General features: G+C 61.4%; 17 protein-coding genes. 9 read left to right on the top strand and 8 right to left on the bottom strand.

Going from position 1 to position 16,763, the window contains the following annotated elements:
* The first annotated feature begins 11 nt into the window (after positions 1-11).
* A complete protein-coding gene (locus J3P79_RS11380) occupies positions 12-1,040 on the top strand; it encodes an alpha/beta hydrolase (RefSeq protein WP_434610531.1) in 1,029 nt (342 codons plus the stop codon).
* Positions 1,041-1,075: 35 nt separating this feature from the next.
* Here J3P79_RS11380 and J3P79_RS11375 read toward each other — a convergent pair whose 3' ends face one another.
* Positions 1,076-1,810, bottom strand: a complete 735-nt coding sequence (locus tag J3P79_RS11375; RefSeq protein WP_434610529.1) for a helix-turn-helix domain-containing protein — start codon at positions 1,808-1,810, stop codon at positions 1,076-1,078.
* 113 nt (positions 1,811-1,923) lie between these two features.
* Between J3P79_RS11375 and J3P79_RS11370 the strand changes: the two genes are divergently transcribed.
* The 4 genes from J3P79_RS11370 (at position 1,924) to J3P79_RS11355 (ending at position 4,547) form a co-directional block, all read left to right on the top strand.
* Positions 1,924-2,544, top strand: coding sequence for a YebB family permuted papain-like enzyme (locus J3P79_RS11370; protein WP_434610527.1), 621 nt, complete (start codon positions 1,924-1,926; stop codon positions 2,542-2,544).
* 280 nt (positions 2,545-2,824) lie between these two features.
* Entirely contained in the window at positions 2,825-3,022 is a 198-nt protein-coding gene (locus J3P79_RS11365; protein WP_434610525.1) for a hypothetical protein, read from the top strand.
* Positions 3,019-3,345: a low molecular weight protein tyrosine phosphatase family protein gene (locus tag J3P79_RS11360; RefSeq protein ID WP_039591243.1), complete on the top strand. Its 327-nt coding sequence runs from the start codon at positions 3,019-3,021 to the stop codon at positions 3,343-3,345. The genes J3P79_RS11365 and J3P79_RS11360 overlap by 4 nt, the downstream gene beginning before the upstream one ends.
* 332 nt (positions 3,346-3,677) lie before the next feature.
* A complete protein-coding gene (locus J3P79_RS11355) occupies positions 3,678-4,547 on the top strand; it encodes an AraC family transcriptional regulator (RefSeq protein WP_434610523.1) in 870 nt (289 codons plus the stop codon).
* Positions 4,548-4,564: 17 nt separating this feature from the next.
* Here the strand turns inward: J3P79_RS11355 and J3P79_RS11350 are convergent, their stop codons facing one another.
* The 3 genes from J3P79_RS11350 to J3P79_RS11340 are packed head-to-tail and all read right to left on the bottom strand — an operon-like array spanning position 4,565 to position 7,571.
* The gene (locus J3P79_RS11350; RefSeq protein WP_434610521.1) at positions 4,565-5,008 is read right to left on the bottom strand and encodes an HIT family protein; all 444 of its coding nucleotides are present in this window, start codon (positions 5,006-5,008) and stop codon (positions 4,565-4,567) included.
* A 20-nt stretch (positions 5,009-5,028) separates the two neighbouring features.
* Complete coding sequence (locus tag J3P79_RS11345; RefSeq protein ID WP_434610519.1) at positions 5,029-5,391, bottom strand: response regulator; 363 nt, start codon at positions 5,389-5,391, stop codon at positions 5,029-5,031.
* Positions 5,388-7,571 (bottom strand): PAS domain-containing sensor histidine kinase, encoded by a 2,184-nt coding sequence (locus J3P79_RS11340; protein ID WP_434610516.1) that lies wholly within the window; start codon positions 7,569-7,571, stop codon positions 5,388-5,390. Before J3P79_RS11340 ends, J3P79_RS11345 begins: the two co-directional genes overlap by 4 nt.
* A gap of 457 nt (positions 7,572-8,028) precedes the next feature.
* Between J3P79_RS11340 and J3P79_RS11335 the strand changes: the two genes are divergently transcribed.
* Positions 8,029-9,729, top strand: a complete 1,701-nt coding sequence (locus tag J3P79_RS11335) for an amidase (protein ID WP_434610514.1) — start codon at positions 8,029-8,031, stop codon at positions 9,727-9,729.
* A gap of 75 nt (positions 9,730-9,804) precedes the next feature.
* Here the strand turns inward: J3P79_RS11335 and J3P79_RS11330 are convergent, their stop codons facing one another.
* A complete protein-coding gene (locus J3P79_RS11330) occupies positions 9,805-10,584 on the bottom strand; it encodes an EAL domain-containing protein (RefSeq protein ID WP_434610512.1) in 780 nt (259 codons plus the stop codon).
* Positions 10,585-10,876: 292 nt separating this feature from the next.
* Between J3P79_RS11330 and J3P79_RS11325 the strand changes: the two genes are divergently transcribed.
* The 3 genes from J3P79_RS11325 (at position 10,877) to J3P79_RS11315 (ending at position 13,756) form a co-directional block, all read left to right on the top strand.
* On the top strand, positions 10,877-11,296 hold the full coding sequence (locus tag J3P79_RS11325) for a helix-turn-helix domain-containing protein (RefSeq protein ID WP_434610509.1): 420 nt from the start codon (positions 10,877-10,879) through the stop codon (positions 11,294-11,296).
* A gap of 43 nt (positions 11,297-11,339) precedes the next feature.
* Positions 11,340-12,689, top strand: a complete 1,350-nt coding sequence (locus tag J3P79_RS11320) for an OprD family porin (RefSeq protein ID WP_434610507.1) — start codon at positions 11,340-11,342, stop codon at positions 12,687-12,689.
* A gap of 116 nt (positions 12,690-12,805) precedes the next feature.
* A complete protein-coding gene (locus tag J3P79_RS11315; protein WP_434611431.1) occupies positions 12,806-13,756 on the top strand; it encodes a DNA/RNA non-specific endonuclease in 951 nt (316 codons plus the stop codon).
* A gap of 173 nt (positions 13,757-13,929) precedes the next feature.
* Here the strand turns inward: J3P79_RS11315 and J3P79_RS11310 are convergent, their stop codons facing one another.
* The 3 genes from J3P79_RS11310 to J3P79_RS11300 form a co-directional block, all read right to left on the bottom strand.
* A complete protein-coding gene (locus J3P79_RS11310; RefSeq protein ID WP_434610504.1) occupies positions 13,930-14,694 on the bottom strand; it encodes an SDR family NAD(P)-dependent oxidoreductase in 765 nt (254 codons plus the stop codon).
* Between the two features lie 184 nt (positions 14,695-14,878).
* The gene (locus tag J3P79_RS11305; RefSeq protein ID WP_434610501.1) at positions 14,879-16,171 is read right to left on the bottom strand and encodes a PQQ-dependent sugar dehydrogenase; all 1,293 of its coding nucleotides are present in this window, start codon (positions 16,169-16,171) and stop codon (positions 14,879-14,881) included.
* The gene (locus J3P79_RS11300) at positions 16,168-16,596 is read right to left on the bottom strand and encodes a DUF2231 domain-containing protein (protein ID WP_434610499.1); all 429 of its coding nucleotides are present in this window, start codon (positions 16,594-16,596) and stop codon (positions 16,168-16,170) included. Before J3P79_RS11300 ends, J3P79_RS11305 begins: the two co-directional genes overlap by 4 nt.
* Positions 16,597-16,763 lie beyond the last annotated feature (167 nt).

Raw genomic sequence — 16,763 nt, 5'->3', positions numbered from 1 at the left:
CAGGTCCACCCATGAAAAAAATCCTCGTTTTATTGACGCTTTTCGTCACGTCTCTTTCAGCGATAGGAGCCGATATGTCCAACGGCGCAGACAATTTCTACACCAGCGATGAAGTGACCGTGCAAAAGGTCAATTTCAAGAACCAGTATCAAATGAACGTCGCGGGCAACCTGTTCATCCCGAAAAAACTCAACGGCAAGACCAGCAATCCGGCAATTGTCGTGGGCCACCCGATGGGGGCGGTTAAGGAACAGAGCGCGAATCTCTATGCCACGAAGATGGCGGAAAAAGGCTTCGTGACGCTTTCCCTGGATCTTTCATTCTGGGGCGAAAGCGAGGGGCGGCCACGCAACGCGGTCTCGCCGGATATCTACGCCGAGGACTTCAGCGCCGCCGTGGATTTTCTCAGCGCCCAGCCTTTCGTCGACAAGGAGCGGATTGGCGCCATCGGCATCTGTGGCAGCGGCAGTTTCGTGATCAGCGCCGCCAAGATCGACCCGCGCATGAAAGCCATTGCGACTGTGAGCATGTATGACATGGGCGGCGTCAATCGCAACGGGTTGAAGCACTCCCAGACGCTCGATCAACGCCGAGCCATCATTGCCCAAGCAACACAGCAGCGTAACGTGGAGTTCGCTGGCGGTGAGACGCTGTACACCAGCGGTACGGTGCATCAGTTGGATGAAAATACCCATCCGATCCAACGCGAATTCTTCGATTTCTACCGCACGCCACGCGGCGAGTTCACGCCGGCCAGCTCGTCGAAAGACCTGACCACGCACCCGACGCTGACCAGCAACATCAAGTTCATGAACTTCTATCCGCTCAATGACATCGAGACCATTTCGCCTCACCCGATGCTCTTCATCGCCGGCGCCGATGCGCACTCCAGGGAGTTCAGCGAAGAGGCCTACAAACTTGCCGGCCAGCCCAAGGAACTGGTGATCATTCCTGGGGCCGGGCATGTCGATCTGTATGATCGGGTCGATCTGATTCCTTTCGATAAGTTGACGCGCTTCTTCCAGAGCAACCTGAAGTAACCCCTGTTCCAGCCCGATAAGGCCCTCCTTATCGGTTAACCCCGCTTCAGCCTCCTGAACGCCTGCGGCTCCCAGACGCGCATCGCCAGCAACAAGGCAGTCCCCCGTTTTTCGGACAGCGGCGCGGCCAACGATTCGTCGTGAAGCGCCGCCAGCTTGCCGCGCAACTTGTGGATTTCGACTTGCAACTGGGCGTAAGCGGGATGGGTCAGCATGCCATGGGCGAAGTGCAGGGTTTCGTCGGGGCCGTCGAATCGGCTGGCCATGAAGTCCGGCAAGCCCTGTTTGAGGAAGAACCCTCGGATAGGGCCGTCCGGCAGCCAATCAAAATCCCGCGCTACCAGCAGCCTGATGCGATTTCCCGGCTTCAGGTCCGCCAGTCCCATGCGTTCCAGCACAATCAAGTGACTGATGCATTCGGCTTTGGTAACGCTGTAGGCAGACACGATGTCGTCCAGCGACCAGTGATTCAGCGCACACACCGCCACCAGCAAGAGCTTTTCGTTTGAAACCAGTTGCGCTTCCTGTTCCCTCGTCAGCATTTGCAGGCGCGGTGTCGATCGCTCCGCCTCCTCAAGCAATTCAGCCATCGTCATGTCCAGCAGTTCACAGAGCTGGACCAGGCGTTCGACTGTCAGGCGTCCGCTGGCCAGCAATCGCTTGACGCTGGGCTCCGACAGGTCGAGCGCTTGGGCCACGTCGCGATAGGTCAGGCCGGCAGCCTTGAGGCGCTTTTTCAGGGTGGAGATAAGTTGGACAATTTGAGTCATAAGTATTGATATCCGATACCGTTGGTATCAGCTTAGCGAAATTATGATTAAAACGTTGCGAAATACGCCACCTCCTCCCCATGCTGAAAACTCCAGACAGCCGAGCGACCAGCATGTTTATCAACAAAACCGCAGCACTTGATTCCCCAGCACCCGGTGGGCCACTCGCGGATGACCTGCGAATTGGCGATATGGTGTTCATCCGGGTCACCGCGCGCCCGTTCCTGGAGGTCGCCAACGCGACGAACTCTTGGACGAACCACGTCGGCGTGGTGGTCGACGACAGCGGCGATGAGCCGTTGATTGCCGAAAGTACCTTTCCGTTTTCGCGCACCACCTCGCTCTCCCGCTTTCTGCAGCGCTCCGAACACGGACACTGCGCAGTCACGAGGCTCACGCACTCTCTCACCGACACACAACGCAAGGCGCTGAAAAAGGCCGCTGATCATCGGCTAGGCACGTTCTATGACACCGGCTTCAACATCAGCTCGCGGCGCCAGTTCTGCTCTCGTTTCGTTCGTGAGGTCATCGAAGAAGCGACCAATGTCCAGGTCGGCCACGTGGAAACGTTCGCGACCTTGCTGCAAGACAACGCTGATCCAAATCTCGCGTTCTGGCGGCTGTGGTACTTTGGCCGGATTCCTTGGCAACGCCGTACCGTCACCCCGGCGAGCCTGCTTCGAAGCCCGGCGGTACAGATCATTTTCAATTCCCAACTCAAGGGTGCTGCATGATCGACGACGCGAAAGCGCCTGCTGCTTCAACGTCGCCGCCCTGTCTTGCCCGGCGCAGCCTGCTTCAGGTGGGCATGACCGGGGCGTGACCAAACTCCCCGGCGGCCCGTTGATTCGCAAGGATGGGATAAGTATTACCTGGAGTAGTGTCAGATTGAGTGATGCACGCAGCCGATGCCGAAATCGGGACGAGGCCTAGCCATCGCCCATATTCCTGCTTATGCTGTTCCGACTCGTATTACCGCGGCTGCTGAACCCGGTACTCACGAGGAAACAAACCATGGAAAGAAGCCGCGCCTGGCGGCGTACGCAGGCCCGTCGTAAACACGGTAATGACAAACCGGCTCGTCGGCCGGAGTTCAAGCCGGAAAAAAACTGGAAGCTCATGTATACCCGTGCCGACAAGCTCGCCAGGGCACGTCAACTCGGCATGAGCTATCCCATCCGCAGCACTCGCCAACTGTTGGATCAAGTGTGACAAACCTTCTGTTCGTCTGCAGTCGTAACCAGTGGCGCAGCCCCACGGCGGAGGCAATCTGGCGCCGCCGCCCGGGCTTCAGTGTCCGCTCGGCGGGCACCAGCCCTAACGCGCGCAGGCACATCGGCCCAGCGGACATTCGCTGGGCCGACATCATTTTTGTCATGGAACGCAAACACCTGAATCGCTTGCAGGCCGAATATTCCCGACTGCTTGAATACAAGCGGATCCATACCTTGGATATTCCCGACGACTATCGCTACATGGATCCGGAGTTGGTAGACATACTCGAAGACGCGGTGAAGCGTCATCTCAGCGTTTAAGCCAAGTGCATCATCAACCAGGATCGAAACATCATGGATGAACGACGCGCGTAACACTGGCCTTTCGTTGCTGACGCTAGCCGGAGAACGCTGCTAGGGTCTGTACGAAATGTGTTCGCGCGAAGGCCAGACAAGGCGAAACGGGGCGAGGAAGCGGAGTGTACTGGAGTACATGAGCATTCCGAGCCCCGTTTCAACGCAGTATGGGTGAGTGCGGATACATTTCGTACAGAGCCTAGTGCCGAGCTACGCTCTTTTGAGCAAACACGGCTAGGCAGGCCCGTGGCCGATAGTCGACTCTACACGGACCGCATTTCCAAGAGCCATTATCCGTGCCTGAACAACCGAGCGATTTCGCTTACAAAAAACGCTTCGACGCCGTCCTGGCCTACATCGACGCCAATCTCGAAGGTGATCTCTCGGTGAAGGCGTTGAGTCATGTGGCGAACTTCTCGGCTTATCACTTCCACCGGCAGTTTACGGCGTTCACGGGCGTACCCGTTTCACGTTATGTGCAACTGATGCGGCTACGACGCGCGGCACATCGCCTGATTGCAAACGCAGATTACTCGGTATTGGACGCGACACTGGATGCAGGCTTTCAAAGTCCCGAAGCCTTTAGCCGGGCGTTCGGACGAGCGTTCGGCATGGCGCCGAGTGTGTTCAGGAAGAACCCGAACTGGCAGGTCTGGAATACGGTGTTTGCCATCCCCCACTTTTCAAGGAATATCCTCATGCACGTTCGAATCATCGAACTCCCTGAAGTCAAGGTCGCCGCGCTGGAACATCGTGGACCGGCGGGGTTGGTCAACGAAAGCGTGCGCCAGTTCGTCCAATGGCGCATGCAGAGCGGGCAGTCGCCAGTGGCGACAAGCCGTACGTTTGGCATTCCCTATGGCAACCCCGACACAACACCGCCACACGCCTTCCGCTTCGCGATCTGCGGCGAGATTCATGAAGAGGTGGCGCCGAATGAGTTCGGCGTCCAGCCGATCGTCATCCCTGGTGGTCGCTACGTCGTGGTTCGCCACGCCGGGTCGCCTGATAATATCGGCGAAACGATCTACCCGATCTACCGCGACTGGCTTCCCGCGAGCGGAGAAGAACTTCGCGACCAGCCGCTGTTTTTCCACTACCTGAGCGCCTATCCCGAGACGCCACAAGCTCAGTGGCAAACCGATGTGTATGTTCCGCTGCAGTGAGGACAAGCGCTACGGCCTCAGCCCCCCGAACGAATACGCTCCACCAACCGCGCCTGCAACGCCTCGAGCTCCTGTGGGTCAGCCTTCCCTTGCCCGTGGACGCCAGGCGCCTGGCCCTCCCAGCGCGGAATGATGTGCACATGGATGTGATAAACCGTCTGCCCCGCCGGCGCTCCGTTGAATTGGGCGATCTGCACGCCGTCCGGCTGCAACTCGTCGACGATGATGCGGGTAAGGCGTTGCACCGCCGCCATCATCGTGCCGAGGACTGCCGGGTCGACATCGAGGATATTGCGGGCCCGGGCCGCCTTGGGAATGACCAGCACATGGCCACGTGATTGGGGAAAAATGTCGAGGAAGGCCAGCACATCGTCATCTTCGTAGATCTTGTAGGCCGGTGCTTCGCCGCGAAGGATCATCGCGAAGATGTTCTGGGAATCGTATTGGCCGTGCAGACTCATGGTTGCTCCTTGGACAGGCTTTAGTTTTTCAGGGTCAGTGCAATCTTCAACTGCAATTCGCTTTCTGAAAACGGCTTATGCAAAACCGGATACTGGGCAAACTCGGCGGGCACGCCGCTGGCACCGTATCCGGTGCTGAACAGAAATGGAATCTTACGATCCCGCAAGATTTCAGCAACCGGAAAAACCCGCTCTCCGGCGAGGTTGACGTCCAGGATCGCCAGGTCGACCTGCGCCGTACCCGCCACTTCCCGGGCCAGGGCAAGCCGCGGGACGGAGGCCACCACCTCGCACCCCTGCTCTTCGAGCATTTCCTCGATCAGCATGGCAACGGTGCCCTCGTCCTCGACGAGCAGCACCTTGATCCCTGCAAATAACGTCATGCGTGATGCTCGGCGACCATGAACGAGAAGCGGCAGAGCACGCCCTCAGGTGCGAAAGTCAGCACAAATATGCCACCCAGGTCGCGCTCGATGCAGCGCTTCATCAATCGCGAACCCAGCCCCTCGCGTTCCGGCGGCGACACTGGCGGACCGTCCTGCTCGCGCCAGTCCACAGTGAGCAACACGCCGTTCGATTGCGGCTGGACATTCCAGTTCACCGAAAGCCGACCCGTCTCGACGGACATCGAACCGTACTTGAGGGCGTTGATCGCCAGTTCGTTGAGGGTCATCGTGAGGCCGAGCGCCACTCGGGTGTCGACCTTGATGGCATCGCCCTCGATCGTGATACGGGCGGGGTCGGCGCCAAAAATGGGCATCAGCACTTCCTGGGCCAGCGACGCCAGGGCCGTATGCCCCCAATGCCGCCTCGTCAGCAGGTCGTGGGCGCGGGACAACGCGAGTAGCCGCGCTTCGAAGCGGTTGTAACCGTCCTTGGCGCTATCGGCGTTGCGTGCGGTCTGGGCCGCCAGGGACTGCACGGTGGCCAAGGTGTTCTTGACCCGATGGTTGAGCTCGTCGATCAGGGTCTTTTGGCGCTCTTCCCCCTGCTTTCGCTCGGAGATGTCCACCAGCATGTTGATGGCGCCCACCAGGTTGCCTTCCGCATCGTGCAGCGGCGTAGGGTACGGCGCGAACGGTACGCGGGTGCCGTCGGGACGCTCGGCAACCGCCTCGACACCGCGTATCGGGCGGTTTTCCTTCAGGGCCACCGCCATCGGGCATTGGTCGTGGGGCAGGAAGGTGCCGTCGGTGTTGAACAGTTTCCAGGTGACGCACCAAAGGTCGCCCAATTGTGGCGTTCGTCCCGACAACTCCACCGCCGCCCGATTGAAGAACGTGATACGTCCTTGCGCGTCGGTGGTGTAGACCGCTGCCGGCAGTGCCTCGAGCAGGTTACGCATATGCCGTTCGCTGTCGCGGATCTGGTTTTCCATGCGCCGCGCCAGCGTGACGTCCTGGAGCACCCGCACGCCATAGCGAAACGCGCCGTTGGCGTCCCGGACAGAAGAACTGTGGATGTCCAGGTAGACGGTCTCGCCATCGGGCTTGAAAGCGCGCTTGCGCAGCGCGTAATTGTCGATTTCGCCTGCGACCTGGCGTGCATAGAGAGCCATATCCTCGTCAACGCTCTCGGGGTGGGTGTAGTCCAGGAATGTCATTGCCAGGAGCTCTTCCCGCGTGCGGCCCAGCATGTTGCAGAAGGCGTCGTTGACGCGCAGCAGCCGGCCATCCGCGCCAGACTCGGCAATGCCGATCGTGGCCGCTTCGTACGTCGCGGACAACCTGTCGTCGCTCTCCTGGCGCGCCGTCTCGGACGCATGGAAATTGGTCATGTCCACCGTGAAGCAACGCGTGTTGAACAGCTTGCCCGCTTCGAAGCGCCCGTTGGAGGTGATGGTGACATGTTTGATCGAGCCGTCCTTGGCTCTCAGGCGCGCCGGGTAGTCTTGCAGGCTCTCGCGGCTGCCGAGCTTATTCAGGATGTCATTGATGACCGGCTCGTCGACATGAAAATCAGTGATGCTGCGGCCGATGTATTCCTCTGCTGAGTAACCCAGCAAAGCCAGTTCAGCCTTGTTGGCGCGCAGGATGATGCCGTCGCCGCTGACGATGTGAAGGCCCACGGCGCTGTTCTCGAAGAAGTCCTCCAGGTCGGCATTCTTGCGCTGGAGCTCATCGGCCAAGGCATGCTGGGTGGAGACGTCCTGGAAGCAGTTGATCGCCCCTTGGATAACGCCCTGCGAATCTTTCAGGGCCCGGATATTGACCAACGCCACGACGCGCGATCCGTCAGCCCGCTCGATCAGCACTTCCTGGTTGCGCGTCGCCATGCCCGCCTCGAGGGCCCAAGCCATCGGGCAATCTTCGAACGCGAGCGGGGTACCGTCCGGCAGGAAGAGGCGATAGGAACCGCAGAAACGATCACCGCCCTCCCCCAATGTGGGCGTTCGCCCCCACATGGCGGCCGCCTCGCTGTTGTACCGGACCAGCCAGCCGTTGTGGTCGCACAGGTACACCGCGCCAGGAATCGCATCGATTGCGCTGGCCCCCATCGCCACGAGACTTTCGTACTCGCTCGGCGTGCGCGTCTCCGTGGGAAACGCTTCTATATTCGACATGGTTGATCCTCGATCCGCCTGGCTGAATCCCCTGCTACACAACGATCCCGTTTTATAGAAACGGGTAGGTATCCAGGCTCGGATACTTCATTAAATCTGCCAGCGCGGATTTTTTCATGCAGTAGCAATGCATTCTAGATCTTTATTCAAACCGCGAGTTCAGGAAAGTTTGACGCGACGGCGCGGGGTTCAAAATCCGAATAATGTCCGGTAATCAGTCCCGTGGGCTGTCGCTGCCTATGCACCTGCTGTCAAGAACGCCCGGTCACCGCACGTCCGCTCAGACAATGATTGATAACGGCTGCCTCGTCTCAGGACATTCCTGATGAACAGGTGGCGCTCTCGTAGTAAAGTCTTCGCCCGATACCAGAACCCATTTTGAAAGACGTGATGCCTGCGTAACTCCGTTCGAACCGAGCCTGGCATCACACCTTTCTCCAGCCGCAGCGGTCACAGCATGATTGAAATCACCGAAGTCTCCATCGCCCAACTCCGGGCTGCGCTCGAATCCGGCCAGACCACGGCGGTCGAATTGGTCCAGGCGTACCTTGCCAGGATCGATGCGTACGACGGCCCGCAAACGCCCACGGCCCTCAACGCGGTGGTGGTTCGCAATCCCGACGCACTGGAAGAGGCAAAGGCATCCGATGCCCGTCGGATCAGGGGCCAGGCGCTGGGCCCGCTCGATGGCATTCCCTACACGGCCAAGGACAGTTACCTGGTCAAAGGCCTTACCGCCGCCTCGGGCAGCCCGGCCTTCAAGGACCTGGTCGCCTATCGCGACGCCTTCACCATCGAGCGGTTGCGCGCCGCCGGGGCGATCTGCCTGGGCAAGACCAACATGCCGCCCATGGCGAACGGCGGCATGCAGCGCGGCGTGTATGGCCGTGCCGAAAGCCCCTACAACGGTGATTACCTTACGGCACCTTTCGCCTCGGGCTCTTCGAATGGTGCAGGTACCGCAACCGCCGCCAGTTTCGCCGCCTTCGGCCTGGCCGAGGAAACCTGGTCCAGCGGACGCGGCCCCGCTTCCAACAATGGCCTGTGTGCCTACACGCCGTCGCGCGGGGTAATCTCGGTGCGCGGCAACTGGCCGCTGACGCCGACCATGGACGTGGTCGTGCCCTACGCCCGGACCATGGCCGACCTGCTCGAAGTGCTGGACGTCGTGGTGGCGAACGACCCGGATACGCGCGGGGATTTGTGGCGCCTGCAACCCTGGGTGCCGATTCCCCCCGTCGATTTGGTTCGTCCCGCCTCCTACCCCAGCCTCGCCGCCAAGCCCGAGGCGCTGGCGGGCGTGCGCTTCGGCGTCCCGCGCATGTACATCAATGCCGATCCCGAGGCGGGCACTGCCGAAAAGCCGGGAATCGGTGGCCCGACCGGCCAGCGCATCATCACGCGCCCATCGGTGATTGCACTTTGGGAAGAAGCGCGCAAGGCCTTGGAAGCCCAAGGCGCCGAGGTGATCGAGGTGGATTTTCCACTGGTGTCCAACTGCGAGGGCGACCGTCCTGGCGCGCCGACGGTGTTCACCCGCGGCCTGGTGTCCAAGGAATTCCTGCACCATGAACTGTGGGACCTGTCGGCCTGGGCGTTCGATGATTTCCTGCGGGCCAACGCTGACCCGAAACTCAACCGCCTGGCGGACGTCGACGGACCGCTGATTTTCCCCCACGACCCTGGCACCCTGCCCAACCGCGAGGATGACCTCGCCGCCGGCATGGACGAATACGTGAAGATGGCCCAGCGCGGCATCACGCCGTGGGACCAGATTCCCACCGTGCCTGATGGGCTGCGGGGACTGGAAGAGACACGCCGGATCGATCTGGAAGACTGGATGGCGCGCCTCGGCCTGGACGCGGTGATCTTCCCCACCGTGGCAGACGTCGGGCCGGCGGACGCGGACATCAATCCCGCGTCGGCCGACATCGCCTGGAGCAACGGCGTCTGGGTCGCCAACGGCAACCTCGCCATCCGTCACCTGGGCGTGCCCACCGTCACCGTGCCGATGGGCGTCATGGCGGACATCGGCATGCCCGTCGGCTTGACGTTCGCCGGCCGCGCCTATGACGACTCGAAGCTGTTGCAGCTGGCTTCGGCATTCGAGTCGATGGGATCGAAACGGCGGATTCCGCCGAGGACTCCACCGTTGTAACCACAACAGGGACATGACCTGGAAAAGCAGGCCCACCGGGGTGAGGCCTGCGCCACCGTTGCTTCAGGCTATCGGTTAATCAAAACTTCCGACCGCAAGCCGGCCGACCTCGGGCCGCGCAAAGAGAAATCCCTGCATCAGTTCGATGCCCATCGCCAGCAGCGTGGCGCTTTCTTCACGCGTCTCGACGCCCTCGGCAATGATGGTGATCCCCAGGCGATTGGCGACCAGGATGATCCCTTCTACGATGGCCCGCTTGACCCGGTCGCGGTCGATGTCTCGGGTCAGCGCCATGTCGATTTTTATTACCTGGGGTTGGAACAGCGCCAGCAGATTGAGCCCCGAGTAGCCGGATCCGAAATCATCGATGGCGGTGGTGAAGCCCTGGCGCTCGTATTCCAGGAAAATCGACTTCAAGTGATCAGGGTCGTCGACCCGCTCGCCTTCCGTCACTTCGAACATCAGCCTGTCTGGCGGAAAGTTGGTGTTCCGCGCGGCCTCCAACGTCGCGCGAATGCAGGTCTCGGCCCGGTACACGGCGTTGGGTAGGAAATTGATGCTGAGCAGGCAGCCGGGAATGTCCAGCATACCCAGCCTTGCGGCTTCTTCGATGGCTTTCACTCGGCAGGCCTGGTCGAACCGATAGCGATTGCTGTCATTCACCAGCCCAAGGATATGGCCGGCCGACTCGCCATTCACGCCTCGGACCAACGCCTCATACGCAAACGCCTGGCGCGTGCGGACGTTGAAGATTGGTTGGAAAGCCATGGTGAAATCAAACCCCAGCGCTTCACGGTCGCGACACTCGACGCAGCCAAGGGATTTGAAATTCGGATGAGAAGAAGATTGGGTCATGATCTGTGTTCCGTCGCGGCAGCGGGCGTCCCTGTGACGCAGAAACTATAGGCAACCCCTCTTGAGTCGGCACGGGCCCGGCTTTCTGGAGTGCTGTCGGGCCCGTTGATCGTATGACCGGTGTGTCAAATCAGGCGTTCACTCGATTATCGGCTCGTAATTAACAACGTTTAACTCGCACCCGCGCGCAGCGTCACCAAGAATGGGCCCTCTGTTCAGACCTTCTAAAGCGGGAGGCGCCGACCCGCGCACGTTAAGCCGGCGCACTTCCCGCTGGCACGGAATTCATGTCATGGCCCAATCGCTCAGCACCGTCAGGACGCCCACCACGCCCGCGCGCAAGTCCAACCACGGCGGCCTTTCGCCGTGGCGCGAAAACCTGGTCAAGCAAATGATCCTCGACGACCTGGGCGAGACGTTGGAGATAGCCCGGCTGGCCGAGGCGTGCGCCCTGTCCCGCAGCCATTTTTCCCGAGCCTTCAAGTGCAGCACCGGCCAGTCACCTCAAGCCTGGATCCGGGCCCAGCGCATTGTCCGGGCCAAGCGCTTGATGCAGACCACTGATCTGACCTTGACGCAAATCAGCCTGGAATGCGGCTTCTGCGACCAGGCGCATTTCTGCCACATCTTCACCCACAGCGAAGGCATCAGTCCGTTCGCCTGGCGATCCCGCGTCCTGCGCATGCAACCACAGGTACGTGCTCCTGGATGATCGCGCGCCCCCTCTCGCCACACTTTTCACCTGGAAATGACGCATGTCGCCTGCAATGAAAAACCTGATCGTCCCCAGCCAAGGTACGGTCCCCCTGAAGCCGCTCTGGCTCCTCGCCTTGCTCGCAGGAAATGCCCCGGCACTGGCGGCGCCCACCACGCCCGGTTTCATGGAAGGGGCATCGCTGGAGGTGCTGAGCCGCAACTTCTACCTCAACAATGACTACCGCTCCCCTACTCCAGCAGGCAAAAGCTACAAGCAGGAATGGGCGCAAGGGTTCATTGCCACGTTCCAGTCCGGCTTCACCCCCGGCACGGTTGGCGTAGGCGTCGACGCCCATGGCTTCCTCGGGTTGAAACTGGACGGTGGCAGGGGCCACGCCGGGACGGGATTGCTGCCGCTGGACGGAGACGGCCGCGCCGAGGACCAATATTCCAGCGCCGGCGGCGCGCTGAAACTCAACGCGTCGCGCACCACCCTGGCGCTCGGGGAAATGACCGTCGCGACGCCAGTATTCGACACAGCGGACAAGCGCCTGCAACCGGAATACGCCAACGGCGTCCTGCTCGGCAGTCGGGAAATCGACGAGGTCGATCTGCAGGCCGGTCATTTCAGTGCCTTCAAGAATCAGGATGCATCCACCGCCAAGGGCGATTTTTCCGGCTACGGCGCGACCACCCGCCACGGCAGCATCAGCTTTATCGGCGCCGATCTGTTCAGCGGTCGCAACATGGGCGGCGCCCTCTATGCTTCCGAACTGAGCGACACGTGGCGCCAGTATTACGGCAATCTGCACGCGACCGCTGGCAACCTGTTTCTTGACGGCAACCTCTATTACACCCGCGACCACGGCCAGGCCATTGCGGGGGCGATCGACAACACTGCGTTCAGCCTGTCGGGCAAATACCGGCTCCCAGCCCAGGCGTTCACCCTGGCCTATCAGAAAATCCACGGCGACACGCCTTTCGATTTCGTCGGCGGCGACTCCATCTACCTGGCCAACTCGATCAAATATGCCGACTTCAATGGCCCGGGCGAGCACTCCTGGCAAGCCCGCTACGATTTCGACCTGGGCGCCGTGGGCATCCCCGGCCTGAGCTTCATGGCCCGCTATGTAACGGGAAGCGGCATAGACGGCAGTCACGCTCCCCGTGGCGGTGCCTACAACCCGTTCGACAACGACACCGGCACCTACAGCCCGCAGCAGGGAGACGGTGGCCGGCATTGGGAACGCGACCTGGACCTGCGCTATATCGTGCCGTCAGGCCCGGCCAAGGACCTGTCGCTGCAGGTATCCCACGTCACCCACCGCGCCAACGACGCCCAGGCCGGCGATGACATCGACAGGCTGTACATCGTCATCCAGTACCCGCTCAAACTGGGCCCGTTCTGAAGGCATGCCGGCTCCCATGGGTGGCTGGGTCATTAAACGTTCATCGGACCGACAGCATCATGACTCGCAACAACGCTGCACCGTCACGATTTTTGCCAGCCCAGCGAGGAAGCGCCATGCCGTCATCAGGACAACCGTTGATTCTGTCCCATCGTCCACGGCTTGCGGATCTGAGACCGCTCGTTCAACCCTTGCGACCGCAAAGCGATTCCCTGCGCCAGCCCGCAAGCCCGAGGATTACGCCTGCGTCGCAGCTGGAAAATCGCAAGGGGTACCGCAGTGACTTCCTTGGCGATTTCACCGTGCCCTGGCCAAGCCTGGACGCGGCCCAGGCAGACGACGCCTACCCGACCGGCAATACCGAGAACCGCCTCGATTACACGCACTTTTCGATCACGATGTCGCGGCGTCGGCGACTGGCGCTCGTCGTCGGCGTGAATATTGACGGGGCCGGCAGTGTCGAGGTGGATCGCGGACGTGATGCCTGGGCGTATGACGGTCGGCTACCCAGCGATGCGCAGCTTGGAGAAGCCCTGTATGCCGACAACCTGCTCGATCGCGGCCATCTGGTGAGGCGCCAGGATCCCAACTGGGGGCCGGACGCCCACACGGCGAATGCCGACACCTTCCACTTCACCAACTGCTCGCCACAAATGGCGGCCTTCAATCAGAAAACCTGGCTTGAGCTCGAGGACTACATTCTCGACAACACCCGGCGGTGGCAAGCCAAGGCCACGGTGTTCACCGGACCGCTGCTGCGCGAGGAGGACCCGACCTACAGGGGCGTGCGGATTCCCACCGCATTTTGGAAAGTCGTGGCATTCCTCGGTGATGACGGCAAGCCCTCGGCCAGCGCGTATATGATCGATCAGCGCCGAGAACTGGGAAAACTGGAACTCATCTTCGGAGCGCTCAAGACCTACCGACACAGCGTCGTTCAGATCGAAGCGCTGACGGGTGTCCGTTTTGGTGATCTAGCCCATTACGATGGTTTTTCGAATGAGGAACGGCTGACGGGAACACGGATCGAAGCCCCCATTCGAGGTCCGGAGGATATCCGTCTCTAAGCGGGCCAACCGGCGCCCTGCACAACGGGCGCCGGTCAGACTTTCAACGGTCAGGATCCGGAAAATCAGCCCCACGGGCGGTGGCCTCCCAGGCGCGGAACCCGTCTGCGTGGATCATGCCGGCGGTGCCGAACAGGTTTTTGGGTTGTTCATGACAGTTCTCCTTCGTGGATTCAACCTGCGGTGACCGTCATGCCGCCATCCGCCATGACCACCGCACCGACCATGAAACTGGCACGGTCCGATGCCAGGAAGGCGACCACCCCGGCGATTTCCTCCGGTTGCGCGGCCCGGCCGATGGGCGCGGCTTCACCGTGTTGGGCGAGAAACGCGGGGCCATCCTCGACCACGTCGTTCAGGATATTGGTGACCACATCGCCAACACCAACGGCATTGACGCGGATCCCATGCTCGATGACTTCCAACGCCAACGTACGGGTCAACTGCGCCAGGGCGCCCTTGGACGCGGTGTAGGCGGCGATGGTCGGGAACGCGAAATAGGACGCGTAGGAGGCGATGTTGACGATGGCCCCGGCTTTGTTGGGGATCATCGCCTTGACGGCTTCGCGTGAATGCAGGAACGCGGCGGTGGCGTTCACGGCCTGGATGCGCTCCCAATCCTGGCGGGTCATGTCGACCACCAACTTGTTGATGATGATGCCCGCGTTGTTGACCAGGATGTCCAGCCGGCCGAACTGCTCCACCGCCAGACCCACCGCGCGCTCGGCGGCGCCGTCCTCGGTGATGTCGGCCACCAGCGGCACCAGCCCGGGACGGGCCAGCTCGTTGACGGCAGGGTTGATGTCCTCGGCGATGACCTTGGCGCCACGGGCATGCAACAACAGGGAAATGGCCTTGCCGATGCCGCTGGCGGCGCCGGTTACCAGCGCGACCTTGCCTTCTACTTCGTTGGGAATGCTGTGTTTGATATCGCTCATGGTGGTTCTCCTCATTGACAGGCCGACGAGGTATTCGCCGGCGCCCTGTCGTGATTGACGGCTTTACTGTCGCGCAATGAAGGAGATCGGGCTTTCGTGAGGTTGCGGTGACTGTCGGGATCTTGCGCGAACCTGCAAAACCAGCGGGATCGCCCGGGACCACGATGCGTCCCGGGCTTGAAGTTCACGGCTTGCGCGTTACCCGCCACACCGTGTTCGCCAGGTCATCGGCAATGATCAAGGCACCACGAGGATCGACGGTCACGCCCACCGGCCGGCCTCGGGTCTTGCCGTCGGAGCCGCGGAACCCAGTCGCGAAATCAACCGGCTCACCCGTGGGCCGACCGTTGCTGAACGGCACGAAGATCACCTTGTAGCCCACCGGCTGGTCACGGTTCCAACTGCCGTGCTCGCCCACAAACGCGCCTTCGGCGAACTTTTCGCCCATGGCCGGAATGGAAAAATCGACACCCAGGGCGGCGACGTGGGATCCCAGGCTGTAGTCGGGCTTGACCGCGGCAGCGACTTTTTGCGGATCCTGCGGCTGCGCCCGTGGGTCGACGTTCTGGCCCCAATAACTATAGGGCCAACCGTAGAACGCGCCTTCGCGCACCGAAGTCAGGTAGTCCGGCACCAGGTCGGGCCCCAACTCGTCCCGTTCGTTGACCACCGCCCACAACTGCCCGGAGCCTGGCTCGACCTTGAGCGCCGTCGGGTTGCGCAGGCCGGTCGCGTAAGGCTTGTGGGCGCCCGTCTCGGCGTCGATCTGCCAGACCATCGCCCGGTCGATCTCCACCTCCATCCCCCGCTCGGTGACGTTGCTGTTGGAACCGATACCGACGTACAGCGAGCGCCCGTCGGGACTGATGGCCAGCGCCTTGGTCCAGTGATGGTTGATCGCCGAGGGCAAATCAGTGACCTTGACGGGCGCCCCGCCGGCCTTGGTCTGGCCGTCCTGGTAATCGAAGCGAACCAGCGCATCCTGGTTCGCCACGTACAGCTTGCCGTCGGCAAACGCCAGGCCGTAGGGCGCGTTGAGGTTTTCGGCGAAGACGGTTTTCATCTCGTAAGTGCCGTCGCCATCGGCGTCGCGTAACAGGGTCAGGCGGTTGCCGCCCTTGACCTGGGTGTTGCCCTTGGCCTTGATGACGCTGGCGATCACGTCCTTGGGCTTGAGCTTCGCGGCGTTTCCGCCACGGCCCTCGGCCACCAGAATATCGCCGTTGGGCAAGACCAGGGTCTGGCGCGGGATCTTCAGGTCGGTGGCGATCGCCGTGATCTCGTAGCCTTGCGGCACGGTCGGCTTCTGGTCACCCCAAGGCACCGGCTCGGCGATTTTCATGCTCGGCAAGAGGCCACGCTGGGGCTCGGGCAACTTCGGATCCGGGCCGCGCGCTTGCGTGGCGTCCCCTTCGCCTCCACAGGCGCTCAACAGCAAGGCCATGCTCAAGGCACTCAATGCAATGCAAGGTCTCATTGCTCACCTCCCGAACGCAGGTTGGTCAGCCCGACCCAGGCCGCCACGCAGGCCAGCAGGGTCACGACGACGGACAACGCCAGGCCCTGGGGCATGCTGGCCCAGGCGTCCTTGGCGTGCTCGAAGGCATTGATCAGCCCCAGCACCCAGGTGGCGAGCAACAGCAGGAAATAGCCTATCGGACGTCCGGCCTTGCGATCCGCGCGGATCAGGTTGACCAACGCGAACAACAACGCCAGCCCACAAAACAGCAACCCGCCGGCAATGAGCCAGGAGGCGAAATTGCTCCATTGGATCTGGTAGGTCTTGTAGTAAGCGATATCGCTGAGCAGGCCCCCGAGAAACAGCGGAACCGTGCCGGCAAGCAGGACCGCATGGAGCGGTCCCGGCGTGCTTCGGTAGAGAGGATGGGCGGTAACGGTCATGACAGCTCCTTTTCGTTCAGCGCCCCCGTTTGGCCATTTCCAGGGAAATGGGCGGGCCAGGGCCGCGTTGGTTGACGCCAAGGAAAATGATCGCGCTGGCGAAGGGTAAGTTCCGATTTTTCGCCATCGAAGGCGTTCGGGCCCGTAATGACGGGGCGCTGGGCGCG

Source organism: Pseudomonas sp. R1-7, assembly GCF_051132105.1.
Lineage (GTDB): Bacteria > Pseudomonadota > Gammaproteobacteria > Pseudomonadales > Pseudomonadaceae > Aquipseudomonas.
This window is presented reverse-complemented; position numbering and strand designations above follow the sequence as displayed.

What these genes read in the sequence shown, in the direction of transcription:
- J3P79_RS11325 (WP_434610509.1), top strand. Translation starts at nt 10,877, where the DNA reads ATGGCCCAATCGCTCAGCACCGTCAGGACGCCCACCACGCCCGCGCGC.
- J3P79_RS11375 (WP_434610529.1), bottom strand. Translation starts at nt 1,810, where the DNA reads ATGACTCAAATTGTCCAACTTATCTCCACCCTGAAAAAGCGCCTCAAG.
- J3P79_RS11310 (WP_434610504.1), bottom strand. Translation starts at nt 14,694, where the DNA reads ATGAGCGATATCAAACACAGCATTCCCAACGAAGTAGAAGGCAAGGTC.
- J3P79_RS11330 (WP_434610512.1), bottom strand. Translation starts at nt 10,584, where the DNA reads ATGACCCAATCTTCTTCTCATCCGAATTTCAAATCCCTTGGCTGCGTC.
- J3P79_RS11365 (WP_434610525.1), top strand. Translation starts at nt 2,825, where the DNA reads ATGGAAAGAAGCCGCGCCTGGCGGCGTACGCAGGCCCGTCGTAAACAC.
- J3P79_RS11380 (WP_434610531.1), top strand. Translation starts at nt 12, where the DNA reads ATGAAAAAAATCCTCGTTTTATTGACGCTTTTCGTCACGTCTCTTTCA.
- J3P79_RS11300 (WP_434610499.1), bottom strand. Translation starts at nt 16,596, where the DNA reads ATGACCGTTACCGCCCATCCTCTCTACCGAAGCACGCCGGGACCGCTC.
- J3P79_RS11315 (WP_434611431.1), top strand. Translation starts at nt 12,806, where the DNA reads ATGCCGTCATCAGGACAACCGTTGATTCTGTCCCATCGTCCACGGCTT.
- J3P79_RS11320 (WP_434610507.1), top strand. Translation starts at nt 11,340, where the DNA reads ATGTCGCCTGCAATGAAAAACCTGATCGTCCCCAGCCAAGGTACGGTC.
- J3P79_RS11370 (WP_434610527.1), top strand. Translation starts at nt 1,924, where the DNA reads ATGTTTATCAACAAAACCGCAGCACTTGATTCCCCAGCACCCGGTGGG.
- J3P79_RS11335 (WP_434610514.1), top strand. Translation starts at nt 8,029, where the DNA reads ATGATTGAAATCACCGAAGTCTCCATCGCCCAACTCCGGGCTGCGCTC.
- J3P79_RS11305 (WP_434610501.1), bottom strand. Translation starts at nt 16,171, where the DNA reads ATGAGACCTTGCATTGCATTGAGTGCCTTGAGCATGGCCTTGCTGTTG.
- J3P79_RS11340 (WP_434610516.1), bottom strand. Translation starts at nt 7,571, where the DNA reads ATGTCGAATATAGAAGCGTTTCCCACGGAGACGCGCACGCCGAGCGAG.
- J3P79_RS11345 (WP_434610519.1), bottom strand. Translation starts at nt 5,391, where the DNA reads ATGACGTTATTTGCAGGGATCAAGGTGCTGCTCGTCGAGGACGAGGGC.
- J3P79_RS11350 (WP_434610521.1), bottom strand. Translation starts at nt 5,008, where the DNA reads ATGAGTCTGCACGGCCAATACGATTCCCAGAACATCTTCGCGATGATC.